The organism is Bilophila wadsworthia ATCC 49260 (assembly GCF_000701705.1).
GTDB lineage: Bacteria > Desulfobacterota > Desulfovibrionia > Desulfovibrionales > Desulfovibrionaceae > Bilophila > Bilophila wadsworthia.
Window position 1 is genome coordinate 1 of the sequence record NZ_JNJP01000098.1, and the last position, 11,918, is coordinate 11,918.

Annotated in this window: 10 protein-coding genes; 4 read left to right on the forward strand and 6 right to left on the reverse strand. The window is 61.2% G+C overall.

Going from position 1 to position 11,918, the window contains the following annotated elements; genetic code table 11:
• Positions 1-67: 67 nt before the first annotated feature.
• The 4 genes from phoU to T370_RS0119130 form a co-directional block, all read right to left on the reverse strand.
• A complete protein-coding gene (gene phoU, locus T370_RS0119115; RefSeq protein ID WP_029436689.1) occupies positions 68-754 on the reverse strand; it encodes a phosphate signaling complex protein PhoU in 687 nt (228 codons plus the stop codon).
• A gap of 56 nt (positions 755-810) precedes the next feature.
• A complete protein-coding gene (pstB, locus tag T370_RS0119120) occupies positions 811-1,554 on the reverse strand; it encodes a phosphate ABC transporter ATP-binding protein PstB (RefSeq protein WP_029436690.1) in 744 nt (247 codons plus the stop codon).
• Positions 1,555-1,822: 268 nt separating this feature from the next.
• Positions 1,823-3,634: a sensor histidine kinase gene (locus tag T370_RS0119125; RefSeq protein ID WP_029436691.1), complete on the reverse strand. Its 1,812-nt coding sequence runs from the start codon at positions 3,632-3,634 to the stop codon at positions 1,823-1,825.
• Position 3,635: 1 nt separating this feature from the next.
• On the reverse strand, positions 3,636-4,322 hold the full coding sequence (locus tag T370_RS0119130) for a response regulator (protein ID WP_029436692.1): 687 nt from the start codon (positions 4,320-4,322) through the stop codon (positions 3,636-3,638).
• 217 nt (positions 4,323-4,539) lie between these two features.
• Between T370_RS0119130 and T370_RS0119135 the strand changes: the two genes are divergently transcribed.
• From T370_RS0119135 to pstA, 3 genes are all read left to right on the forward strand, one after another.
• A complete protein-coding gene (locus T370_RS0119135) occupies positions 4,540-5,361 on the forward strand; it encodes a phosphate ABC transporter substrate-binding protein (RefSeq protein WP_009379451.1) in 822 nt (273 codons plus the stop codon).
• Positions 5,362-5,573: 212 nt separating this feature from the next.
• Positions 5,574-6,461 (forward strand): phosphate ABC transporter permease subunit PstC, encoded by an 888-nt coding sequence (gene pstC / locus T370_RS0119140; protein ID WP_005026011.1) that lies wholly within the window; start codon positions 5,574-5,576, stop codon positions 6,459-6,461.
• 66 nt (positions 6,462-6,527) lie between these two features.
• Positions 6,528-7,346 (forward strand): phosphate ABC transporter permease PstA, encoded by an 819-nt coding sequence (gene pstA / locus T370_RS0119145; protein ID WP_016360775.1) that lies wholly within the window; start codon positions 6,528-6,530, stop codon positions 7,344-7,346.
• A 278-nt stretch (positions 7,347-7,624) separates the two neighbouring features.
• Here the strand turns inward: pstA and T370_RS0119150 are convergent, their stop codons facing one another.
• Together T370_RS0119150 and T370_RS0119155 are read right to left on the reverse strand one after the other, a co-directional pair.
• Positions 7,625-10,225 carry a TIGR03960 family B12-binding radical SAM protein gene (locus tag T370_RS0119150; protein WP_029436693.1) on the reverse strand — a complete coding sequence of 867 codons (2,601 nt, stop codon included), beginning with the start codon at positions 10,223-10,225 and terminating at the stop codon, positions 7,625-7,627.
• Between the two features lie 106 nt (positions 10,226-10,331).
• Positions 10,332-10,652 (reverse strand): hypothetical protein, encoded by a 321-nt coding sequence (locus T370_RS0119155; protein WP_005026020.1) that lies wholly within the window; start codon positions 10,650-10,652, stop codon positions 10,332-10,334.
• A gap of 205 nt (positions 10,653-10,857) precedes the next feature.
• Here T370_RS0119155 and rnc point away from each other — a divergent pair, with 205 nt between their 5' ends.
• The gene (gene rnc / locus T370_RS0119160; RefSeq protein WP_005026023.1) at positions 10,858-11,559 is read left to right on the forward strand and encodes a ribonuclease III; all 702 of its coding nucleotides are present in this window, start codon (positions 10,858-10,860) and stop codon (positions 11,557-11,559) included.
• Positions 11,560-11,918 lie beyond the last annotated feature (359 nt).

Here is an 11,918-nt window from a genome sequence, read left to right on the forward strand (position 1 = left end):
AGGGGGCTTGGGGGAGGGGAGGGAAAAACTTTCTCCAGAAAGTTTTTCCCTCCCCTCCCCCGAATTCCTATTTCTCCCAAGCTTGGGGCAACGTCCGGCGGTGCTTGAGGCTGACGCCTTCGACCATAAAGTAGGCGTGCTCGGCGATGTTCTCGGCACGGCGGCAAACGCGATCCAGAGCACGGGTGATCAGCACGATGTGCATGGAGTCCCACGGTTCAAGCGTGCGGTCGCCGACGGCCTGCATGAGCTTTTGGAAAATGTTCACCATCATCTGCGCGGTTTCGTCGTCGTAGCGGCTGACGGCAAGGGCGCTGGGGGCGTCTCCGTTCTGGAAGGCGAGCAGGGAATTGCGGAGCATGGCGCTCGTGCGGGTACACAGCGCCCGGAGATCCTTTTCGACGATGGAGGGAATCGGCTTGTCCGAGAGCGTGACCTGCTCGGCGACGACGACGGATTCATCTCCGATGCGTTCCAGATCCAACACCATGCGCACGACGCTCATGAGAAAGCGGAGATCGCGGGCAACGGGCTGTGTGCGGGCGAGGATGTTGAGCGTGGCTTCGTCGATCTGGTTTTCGAGGTCGTCGATATCCGTATCCCCGTCGAGCACGGCGGCGGCGCGGGGAAGATCGTGATTCAATACGGCGATGGCGGCATCGTCGAGGGCCTGCTGCGTCTTGCTCCCCATGATGAGGAGTTTGGCGCGCAGGTTGTCCAAAAGCTGCTGCGTGTAGTGTTCCTGATAGGCCATAAGGCGTCTCCTTGGCGGAATGCGCTCCGCATATGCATAATTGAGAAGTGGGCGGCTTACCCGAAGCGCCCGGTGATGTAGTCTTCGGTCTGCTTCAGTGAGGGATTGGTGAAAATCTTTTCCGTCAGATCGCATTCGATCAACTTGCCCATATAGAAAAAGGCGGTGCGGTCGGAGACGCGGGCGGCCTGCTGCATACTGTGGGTAACGATGACGATGCTGAGCTGGCTCTTGAGTTCGTGGATGCCTTCCTCGATACGCTGCGTGGCGATGGGGTCGAGGGCGCTGGCGGGTTCGTCCATGAGCAGGACTTCCGGTTCCACGGCAAGGGCGCGGGCGATGCACAGGCGCTGCTGCTGGCCGCCGGAGAGCCCGAGCGCCGACGTGTGCAGGCGGTCCTTCACCTCTTCGAAGATGGCGGCGCGGCGGAGGCTTTCCTCCACCTTGTCGGCGATGAGCGATTCGTCGCGCTCGCCGTTGACGCGCAGGCCGTAGGCCACGTTTTCGAAAATCGTCTTCGGGAACGGCGTCGGCTTCTGGAAGACCATGCCCACGCGGCGGCGCAGGTTCACCACATCGAAATTGGGGGCGTTGATGTCCTCCTTGTCCAGCGTGATCAAGCCTTCGGTGCGGGTGCCGGGGATAAGGTCGTTCATGCGGTTGAGGCAGCGGAGGAACGTGCTCTTGCCGCATCCTGACGGGCCGATGAGGGCCGTGACCTGCCTTTCGGGAAAAGTCAGGCTGACGTCGAAGAGGGCCTGTGAACTGCCGTAGAAAAAGTTGACGTTCTGGGCCGCCATTTTCGGCGTTCCGGAAAGGCTTTGGGCGTTGTCGAGAGTGACGGGCGATGCAATGGGTTGCGGCATGGTTTTCTCCATGAGTGCGTTCACAAAGGCCTATGTTGATCCCCGCCGGCGATGCCGGGCGAGGTTTTTTCAGTCAAAAAGAGCCGTGTCCCGTTTGAGGCCGGAAGGCTTGCGGGGCGTCCTTCCTTACGTTTTTGGGGGCCGGAGCCGTCTGGAGGGCATTGTGGATTTCGGTGAGGGCCCCTTCTTGAAGAAGTGCCCCTCACGTCCTTTTTTCCGTTTCCGCAGCGAGGGGAAGCGTGAATTGCAGGCAGCCGCCGGGGCCGGGTTCCGCCCAGATCCGCCCGCCGTGGCGCTCGACGATGTGCTTGCAGATGGCAAGGCCGAGCCCGGTGGAGGCGGGGCTGCTGCGGTGCTTCTCCACCCTGTAGAAACGCTCGAACACGCGGGCGATGTCCGCCTGTGGAATGCCTGGCCCGTCGTCGCATATCATGAACAGCGCTTCCGGCAGCCCGTTGTGGTCGAGGCGCTTCCCGCCGGAAACCTTGATGGTGGAGCCTTCGGGAGCGTAGCGGCAGGCGTTCTCGATGAGGTTGCGGAAAACCTGCCCGATGAAGTGGGGATCGGCCCGTACGGTAAGGGCGGGATCGATATCGGTTTCCAGCGTCAGGTTGTGCGCGGCGGTTTGCGGCTGGCAGGCCGTGGTCACGTCGGAAAGGATGCTCGCCGCCTTCACGGTTTCCATTTCCATAGGCACCGCGCCGCTCTCGATGCGCGAGAGCTTGAGCAGATCTTCCACCATCGTCCCCATATGCTGGGCGTTGCGGAGGATGGTTTCCGCAAACTTGGCGCAGATGGAGGGATCTTCGGCGGCGGAATCCCGGAGGGTTTCGGCGTAGCCAGCGATGGCCGTCAAGGGCGTGCGCAGCTCATGGGAGACGTTGGCGACGAATTCCTTCCGCACCCGCATGAGCCGGGCCATTTCGCTGATGTCGTGAAAGACCGCCACGGCGAGCACGTCATGGATGGCCTCTCGGGGCCTGATGAACTGCACGCTCAGGATCATGTCCGGGCGGGGCTCCACTTCCAGCGTGATGAGCCGGGGCTTGTCCTGCGGCGCGGAAAGCAGCTCGTCGAGCGCCTGCTGGATTTCCGCCGCCGGGATGACTTCCACGGGGAATTTGCCTTCCGCGTCCTTGGCCTGCGGGAACAGGCGCACGAGGGCGGGGTTGACCAGCCTGATGCGCCCTTTTTCGCCGATGACGAGCACACCCTCGTTCATCACGTCGAGGATGGTTTTGAGCTGCGCCTTGTTCTCGGCGATGGTGCGCAAGTGTTCCTCGGTACGGTCGGCCATGTCGTTGACGGCATGGGCCAGCCGCCGGAATTCCCTGCCGGGCAGGATATGGAGACGGCGGCGGTTGCCCTGTCCGGCGGGGTCCGTGGCGATGCTTTCCACGACCCGGATCATCTCCTTGAGCGAGCGTTCCAGATGCGTCGAGAGCCCGTAGGCGAAGAGCAGGGCGATCAGCGTCGCCAGCCCGACGATGGCGAGCCACTGCCGTTCGGATTGGGCGATGCGTTCCTCTACGTGCTTGAGCGGCACGGCGACCCGGATGAAGCCGTCCGGAAGCTTCCCGACGGCTGCGAAGGGGATGGCCGCATAGACCAGATCCGTATCCAGCGTATTGCTGTGGCGGATGCTGACCCCGACCCCCTCCCGGAGGGCGGCTCCGATTTCTTGGCGATCCGCGTGGTTGTCGAGGTCGTTCAGGTTGACCCGGCTGGAGTCGGATTCCGCGAGCACGGTCCCGTCCGCGCCGATGAAGGTGATGCGGATGCCGAGCTCCGTGCCGATCCGGTCGAAGGTGGATGAGAGCCCATGCACGCCGTCCGGGGCCGTCTCCATCTGCATACGGATGAGCACGGCTTCGCGCCGGGCATTGCGGACGGTCTCGTCGATGCCGTCTTCCTTGATGTTTTTGCGGACGTACAGCCCCGGGAGCACCAGCGTCATCACAATGACGGCCAAGAAGCAGAGGAAGAGGCGTGTCCTGAACTTGGTGTCGCGCATGTTACTCCTTGCAGCGGTAGCCTACGCCGCGCACAGTTTCGATGATTTCGGCGGCGTCCCCGAGCTTGTTCCGCAAGCGGCGGATATGGGTATCCACCGTACGGGCGTAGCCTTCAAACTGATAGCCCCAAACCGCAGCGAGCAGTTCCTCGCGCGTGCGGACGCGTCCGGCGTTGCGCAGCAGATCCTCTATGAGGCGGAATTCCGTGGCCGTGAGCTCGACGTCCTGGCCGAGCACCGTGACCTTATGGGCGGCGGGATCGACGCTGACCCCGTGGCGCGTGAGCACCGGATTGCTTTCCACCATGACCTGGCGCCGCAGGATGGCGCGGATGCGGAGCAGCAGTTCCCGGATGTTGAACGGCTTGACCACATAGTCATCCGCCCCCAGCTCGAAGCCGAGGATACGGTCCACGTCTTCGCCCCGTGCCGTCAGCATGATGATGGGGATGCGCACCGTGCCGGAGTCGCGTTCGAGTTCGCGGCAGACCGCGAGCCCGTCCATTTTCGGAAGCATGAGGTCAAGCAGGATGAGATCCGGCTTGCGGGAGCGGGCCAGATCCAACCCTTCCTTGCCGTCCGCTGCCTGAACGGTGGCGTAGCCTTCCTTTTCCAGATTGTAGGCGAGCAGTTCACGGATGTCCTGTTCGTCCTCGACGATGAGAATGGTGGCGGATTCGCTGATCATGGTTGATTCCTTGTTGCAGTCTCGCTGAATGGTTCTAGTTGCGGCGGGTGACGGGAACATGAAGCGATTGTGACAATTCCGTGGCGATAAATCTTTCTTCGTCACCTGCGTTTCGGTTTTCCGTCATCGTTTTGACACGAAGCCGCCCTATTTTCCAGCTTGTCCGGGCGGTCGTCCCGGCCGTTCGTTACAAACCGAAAAAACGGAGTTCATGCAGATGAAACGCATTGTCCTGGCTTCCCTTCTGGCCCTGTCCTGCCTTCTGCCCGCTCAGGCGAAGGCTGCCGACGAAATCGTCGTCAACGGCTCCACCACCGTGTTGCCCATTATGCAGAAGGTGTCCGAAGCCTACATGGCGGCCAATCCCAACGTGCAGATCGCGCTTTCCGGCGGCGGTTCCGGCAACGGCATCAAGGCCCTGCTCGACGGGCTGGCCAACATCGCCATGTCTTCCCGCGACATCAAGGGCAGTGAAAAGGAACTGGCCGCCAAGAAGGGCATCAATCCCGTCCGTACCGCCGTCGCGGTCGACGCGCTTGTTCCGGTCGTGAATCCCAAAAACCCGATCAACGAACTCAGCCTCGACCAGCTCAAGGACATCTACACCGGCAAGATCACCAATTGGAAGGAACTGGGCGGCGCCGACGCCAACATCGTGGTCGTGTCCCGCGACACGTCCTCCGGCACCTACGAAACGTGGGAAGAAATGGTCATGAAGAAGGCCAAGGTCATGCCCAAGGCCCTGCTTCAGGCTTCCAACGGCGCGGTTGAGCAGGTTGTCGCCAAGAATCCCAACGCCATCGGCTACGTGGGCCTCGGTTACCTCGCCCCGAGCATCAAGGGACTGCATATCGGCAAGGTCGCGGCTTCCGCTGAAACCGCGCTTTCCAAGGAATGGCCCCTCAGCCGCGAACTGTATGTATTCACCAACGGCGAACCCGCCGGCGCTTCCGGCGCGCTCATAAAGTACATCCTCGACCCCGCCAAGGGCCAGAAGGCCGTGAAGGAAGTCGGCTTCGTGCCGCTGGCGAAGAAGTAAATATGCAGGGGAGGAGGAACCTTTCTGAAAAGGGCTCCTTCTCCCTTTCCCCCTCTTTCTCAGTTTTTTTGGCTGACGGAGAGGCGGGAATCCCAGTCAAAAAGAACAGCGTGGCGGCTCCTTGACAAAGAAGAGGGGCCTCCTGAGCCGCAACGATCTCGCGGCGGCAAGCGGCGCGGAAGACAGCGCCCCAGAAGAGAAACGGAGACTCCATGTCCAGAGAACTGAAGGAAAAATCGATCCGGTGGCTGCTGACGGGCGTGGCCTTTGTATCGCTTCTCTCCCTTGCCTGCATCATGCTCTTCCTGTTTATGGAAGGGCTGCCGCTGTTTGCGGACTATCCCCTCTGGGATTTCCTGACGGGGCATTTATGGTACCCCACGTCCGAGCCGCCCGAATTCGGCATCTTCCCTCTGATTATGGGCTCGCTGGCGGTAACCATTTTGGCGTCGTGCATCGCGGTGCCGCTCGGCATCATGACGGCGGCCTATCTGGCGGAGATCGCGGCCAGCCGGACGCGGCGCATCGTCAAGCCGTTCGTCGAACTGCTGGCGGCGCTGCCTTCGGTTGTCATCGGCTTTTTCGGCATGGTCATCGTCGCCCCGTTCCTTCAGGACTGGTTCGGAGCGGATACCGGGCTCAACCTGTTGAACGCCGCGCTCATGCTGGCGTTCATGAGCGTGCCGACCATCTGTTCCGTGGCTGAGGACGCGCTGTTCGCGGTTCCCCGCACGCTGCGCGAAGCGTCGCTGGCCCTTGGCGCGACCCGCTGGGAAACGCTGATCCGCGTGGTCATCCCTTCCGCGCTGTCCGGCATCGGTACAGCCGTCATGCTCGGCATGTCGCGGGCCATCGGCGAAACCATGGTCGTGCTTATGGTTGCCGGGGGCGCGGCCATCATACCGCTCTCGATTTTCGATCCCGTGCGCCCCATGCCCGCTTCCATCGCCGCTGAAATGGCGGAAGCGCCTTTCCGTGGCGATCACTACTTCGCCTTGTTCGCCACGGGCATCGTGCTGTTCCTGTTCACGCTCCTGTTCAACATGCTGGCTTTCCGCATCGCGGAAAAACACAAGCAAACCGGTTCCTCCGGCCTGTAGGGATATGCCATGACGACGATCACCTTTCACAGCGACAATACGTCGCGCCAGCGTCGGGAGGCAATGATGTTCGGCCTGCTGCGCGTGGCGGCCGGCATCAATATTCTGGCTCTGGTCGGCGTGTGCGTGTTCCTGCTCTGGAACGGGAGCCCGGCGATAAGCTGGGAGTTCCTGACCGAGCCCCCGCGCCGGATGATGACCGCCGGGGGCGTTTGGCCCTGCATCGTGGGGACGTTCCTGCTGGCTTTCGGGGCCATGCTGATAGCTTTCCCGCTCGGCGTGGCCTCAGCCGTGTATCTGCACGAATACGGCGGAAAAGGACGGTATACCCGTTATCTGCGGCTCGGCATCAGCAACCTCGCGGGCGTGCCTTCCGTGGTGTTCGGGCTGTTCGGGCTGGCGTTCTTCGTGACCTTTCTCGGCATGGGCGTGAGCCTGCTCGCGGGCGTGCTGACGCTGGCGGTGCTGACCCTGCCGGTCATCATCAACACGACGGAAGAGGCGTTGAGGCAGGTTCCGGACGCTTGGCGCGAGGCATCCCTTGCCCTCGGCGCGACCCGCAGCCAGACCATCGCCCGCGTGGTCCTGCCCGCCGCCGTCCCCGGCATGTTGACCGGGGCCATTCTCGGTCTGGCCCGCGCTGCTGGCGAAACTGCGGCGATCATGTTCACCGCCGCCGTGTTTTACACGCCGAAGATGCCTGATTCCGTTTTCAGTGCGGTCATGTCCCTCCCGTACCATATGTATGTGCTTGCCACAGCCGGGACGGAAATCGAGAAAACCCGTCCTCTCCAGTACGGGACCGCGTTGATCCTGCTCGTCCTCGTCCTCGGCATGAACCTCATTGCCATCATCATACGCGACCGTATGCAGCGGAAGCGGTAGAAGTATGAAGGCATTGGGGAGGGGGAGGAGAAACTTTCTTCAGAAAGTTTCTCCTCCCCCTCCCCAAACCCCACCCCTTCCTCTTCAAAGACTTTCGCGTTTATCGAATCCCCGTTCACAGTTTTTCCGGCGCAGGACAGTGTTGGAATAGAACAGTTCAGAGTGAAAAAGAATTGGGGCAACGCCGTTGCATTCCTGAAAAGAAAAGGACACCTCGTTTGAAGGTGTCCTTTTGCGGTTTATGGGTGGGTTCCGTAATGAACCGCCTTCCGGCGGTTTTACCCGAACATCTGCGAAAGCTTCATGATTTTAAGCTGGTGCTGCTCGGCCCAAGGCGTAATGGCCCGGGCGAGCGTCATGGGCGAAATGTAGGTTTCGGACCAGTCGGTCACAATATAGAGCGTTCCGTGCTCATCCCATTCGATGACCTGAAAGAGCGGGCGGATGTCCGCGGTGCGGGGACCTTTCTTGGTTTCACGGGTGAACATGAGGGAATCCGTGGCCGTGAAATCATCCCACGCTTCCATGAACAGCCGTCTGTCGGCGTCCGAGCCCACGAAGCGGAGAGAGAAGGTTTCCTGCACTGAGCCCACGGATTTGTCGTTGACCGGGATTTCTTCCAGCCTGTCGAGGCGCAGGCCGCGCAACATCCGGGGAGCGAGGCGCTTCATGACTTCCTCGGCGGAGAGCGGTTCGCGCAGGACGATGGAGAACCACTCCGCCTGGCTTTCCACGCCCACGGGCAAGGCTCGTCCGAAGGAGATGAGGGGCAGGGGATGGAAGCCCTGAGAAAAGGCCATCGGCAACCCGGCGCGACGCATGGCGCGCTCGAGCAGGGATTGCAGTTCAAGCTGGCTGATGTAGGCGGCTTCCGCTTCCTTGGTATGCCAGACGCGGTAACGCACGGCCTTGACGCCCAGAGCGGAGTTGATCGCGGGCGGCTCGGTCGCCTTGGGCGGCTTCGGCGGCATGAGCAGGCGGCCGTTCTCGTCGAGATTCGGCTGATGTTCAAGCTGATCGCGCTGCTTGAAGTTCAGGCTGTTGCGGTGCGTGCCTTCTTCAAGCCCCGGCGTGCGGGGAAGCAGGGATTTTCCCGCCGCCGTATCGCAGGCCCCGCACTGGCGGCAGGCCGCATATCGGCAGTCGTCCGAAATCTTCCCTTCAAAGGCGCGGCGGCGTTCCCGCAGCAGAAACTCCCGGGATACCCCGGCATTGAGATGATCCCACGGCAAGGGCGCGTCGAGTTCGCGGGCCCCGGTGAATTCCTCGGCGGTCAGGCCGCATTCGGCAAGAGATTCCAGCCACGGATCGATGCTGAAATGATCCATCCAGCTCGCGAAGATCGCCCCTTTGCGGTACGCCTTTTCCACCACGTCGGCGATGCGGCGGTCGGCGCGGGACAGAACGCCTTCGAGGAAACTCATTTCCGGCTCATGCCAGCGCAGTTTCAGGCATTTTTCGGCCCTGAAAGCGTCGCGCAGGTACTGGACGCGCTCGCGCACTTGTTCCAGCGTGATCTGCGGTTCCCACTGGAAGGGCGTGTGCGATTTGGGCACGAACGGCGAGATGGCCGCCGTGACTTGCAGACGGGGCATCCCCCGTCCTGCGGCGTCACGGGCCTTGCGGCACAGGTCCACGATGGCTTCGATGTCTTCCTGCGTTTCGCCGGGCAGGCCGATCATGAAATACAACTTCACCTGCTGCCAGCCGTGCTCGAACAGCTTGCGGACATGCAGCATCAGCCCTTCTTCGGTGACGCCCTTGTTGATGATGTCGCGCAGGCGTTGGCTGCCCGCTTCGGGCGCAAGCGTGGCTCCGGTACGCCGGATGCCCGCCAGACGGCGCATGATGTCGTCGTCGATGGAGCCCACGCGCAGGGACGGCAGGGACACGGAAATCTGTTCCGCTTCGCAGCGGTCCATCGTACCGAGGAACAAGGTTTTCAGCGCCGAGAAGTCACCCGTGCTGAGGGCAAGGAAGGATACGTCGTCGAACCCGGTGTCGTTCAGGCAGTTTTCGAGGATTTTTTCCAGATTCGGCAGGCTGCGTTCGCGGGCGGGGCGGTACAGGACGCCCGCCTGACAGAAACGGCAACCCCGGGTACACCCGCGGGCGATTTCGAGGCTGAGGCGGTTGTGGACCGCACCGAACGGGACCACCTGCTTTTCGGGATAGGCGGCCCTGTCGAAATCAGCCACGATACGGCGTCCGGGCGTCGGCAAATCCGGTTTCAGCGGCGTGAGCACGCCGTTGGCGTCATGCGTGTACAGCGACGGCGCATAGACGCCGGGAATGTTGACGGCTTCCTCGATAAGGCGCGAACGGCTCCAGCCTTCTTCGCGGGCCTTGATCACGAGGTCGCACAATTCCGGGACCATCTCCTCGCCTTCGCCGAGGAGCATGAGGTCCATGAACGGGGCGAGCGGTTCCGAGGCAATGGCGCATCCGCCGCCCGCGACGATGAGGGGCCAGCGGAACAGATCGTCCCCGCGATCGGCGGCGCGGAGCGGGATGCCGGAAAGTTCCAGCATGTACAGTACGTTGGTGAAACACAGTTCATGCGTGATCGCGAACGCGAACATGTGCGTCTTCACGATGTCCGTGTCGCTTTCCAGCGTGGCGAGGCTGACGCCGTGTTCGTGGAGGAGCCTGCCGGTTTCCCGGCAGGGGGCGTACACGCGCTCGGCAAAGATGTCTTCCCGATTGTTGAGGATGGTATACAGGATTTTATGTCCGAGGTAGGACATGCCCACTTCGTACAGATCCGGGAAGGCAAGGGCGCAGTGCAGGCGAACGGACGCGGGCTCCTTGTGGACGGAACCTTCCTCGGTACCGATATAGTGACTGGGCCGGGGCAGCAGGGAGAGGAGTTCTTTCATAAGGAGGGGTTCCGCAGGCGGCGGGGTTGAGGGAACGCTTCGCCCCCACCGTCCCGGAACAGGCCGGGGCAGGATGGGGGCGTTTTCGTCCGAAGCGGGGACAAAGCTACTTGATGAGCGGAGACTTGCCCGCGGCACCGGCGAGGCCGCCCGTGGACAGGGTCAGGTTGGTGCAGGCTTCCAGATACTTGGTTTCGAGATCGTCGGGAAGCTTCTTGTATTCGTACATGAAGTGTTCACCGGAAATGCTGCCCTTGAATTCCTGTTCGAAAGGATAGCCGTAGGGAAGCATCATCATCTGAACACCCTGTTGGGTGGGAACGACCTGAATGATCGCCACGTCTTCGAGCATGTTGGCTTCTTCGTCAAACTTGCCGAGAACCAGTTCGCCGGTGACGAGTTTGAACAACCGGATCGGTTTGGACATTGTGATCTCCTTAAAGTTGTGTATCGCCCAAAGTAGGGGCTCTCCCATACGCTGTCAAGAAGTGATTGGCGGACGTCCGGTTCCGTATATCCGCATCATCGCGGTGTGGCTCAGGTTGCCTTGCTCCGGTGTGCGTGATAGGTGAGACGCATCTGTGGACAAGTAAGGTTTGTGAAAGGTTTGTGAATCGAAATAAGGTCATGCCATGACGCTGGATGTGTTGCAGGACAGGATAGGATACCGTTTCAAGGACGAATCGCTGCTGGTGCTCGCGGTGACGCACAGTTCGTGGGCCAACGAGCATTCGGCGGGCAACGCGCACAATGAGCGTTTGGAATTCCTCGGCGACGCCGTGCTGGAGATCGCCGTTTCAGCCCAGTTGTTCGCCCGTTTCCCCGATGCCCGGGAAGGCGAGTTGACGCGTCTGCGTTCCAGCCTCGTCAACGAGGCCACGCTGGCGGTCATTGCGCGCAAGCTGCATCTTGACGATTGCCTGCGTCTTGCCCGTGGCGAGGAGAATCAGGGCGGGCGTCAGCGCGATTCCCTGCTTTCGGACGCGATGGAGGCTGTTTTCGGCGGCGTATTCGTGGACGGGGGGATTGAGAAGGCGCGCGCGGTCGTGGAGCGGCTGTACACAGATCTCTGGCCCAAGAACGCCACGAAGGTACGGCGCAAGGATTTCAAGACGAAGTTGCAGGAGGCCACGCAGCGTATCAGCAAGGGGCTTCCCGTGTATGCGCTTGAGGACAGCTATGGTCCCGAGCACGCCAAGATTTTTTCCGTCCGCGTGGATCTGCCCGACGGGCGTCAGTTCCGCGCCTCCGGCCCCGGACTCAAGCGGGCTGAACAGGAAGCCGCCCATGTCGCGCTGGTCGCGCTGGGTGAGGAGGATGGAGAGGAAAAGTAGAAAAAATAAGGGAGGGGGAAGGGAACCTTTCTGAAGAAAGGTTCCCTTCCCCCTCCCTTAAACCCTCCCCTTTCCCTCCAAAGACTTTCGACTTTATCGAATCCCTTTTGTTGGTTTTCCGTGTAGATGAAAAGCTCTTCCACCGATATGGTTGGGAAGAGTTTTTTATTTGGGGATATTGGTGCTGTCCGTATTGGAGAGGGGGGGGCAGCTTTATTGGAGAATGTACAGGTTCATCATCATCTTCATCATCTTCTTCTCAGAAGAAAAAGAGAGCCCACGCATAGCATAAGAAGGGAAAGCCGACATGAGGGATTCGATAAAGAAGAAAAGTTTAGGGGGAAGAGGGGAGGGGGCTC

Bases quoted from the DNA above. Each gene is read 5' to 3' on its own strand.
- phoU (WP_029436689.1), bottom strand. From the start codon at position 754: ATGGCCTATCAGGAACACTACACGCAGCAGCTTTTGGACAACCTGCGC.
- pstB (WP_029436690.1), bottom strand. From the start codon at position 1,554: ATGGCGGCCCAGAACGTCAACTTTTTCTACGGCAGTTCACAGGCCCTC.
- T370_RS0119125 (WP_029436691.1), bottom strand. From the start codon at position 3,634: ATGCGCGACACCAAGTTCAGGACACGCCTCTTCCTCTGCTTCTTGGCC.
- T370_RS0119130 (WP_029436692.1), bottom strand. From the start codon at position 4,322: ATGATCAGCGAATCCGCCACCATTCTCATCGTCGAGGACGAACAGGAC.
- T370_RS0119135 (WP_009379451.1), top strand. From the start codon at position 4,540: ATGAAACGCATTGTCCTGGCTTCCCTTCTGGCCCTGTCCTGCCTTCTG.
- pstC (WP_005026011.1), top strand. From the start codon at position 5,574: ATGTCCAGAGAACTGAAGGAAAAATCGATCCGGTGGCTGCTGACGGGC.
- pstA (WP_016360775.1), top strand. From the start codon at position 6,528: ATGTTCGGCCTGCTGCGCGTGGCGGCCGGCATCAATATTCTGGCTCTG.
- T370_RS0119150 (WP_029436693.1), bottom strand. From the start codon at position 10,225: ATGAAAGAACTCCTCTCCCTGCTGCCCCGGCCCAGTCACTATATCGGT.
- T370_RS0119155 (WP_005026020.1), bottom strand. From the start codon at position 10,652: ATGTCCAAACCGATCCGGTTGTTCAAACTCGTCACCGGCGAACTGGTT.
- rnc (WP_005026023.1), top strand. From the start codon at position 10,858: ATGACGCTGGATGTGTTGCAGGACAGGATAGGATACCGTTTCAAGGAC.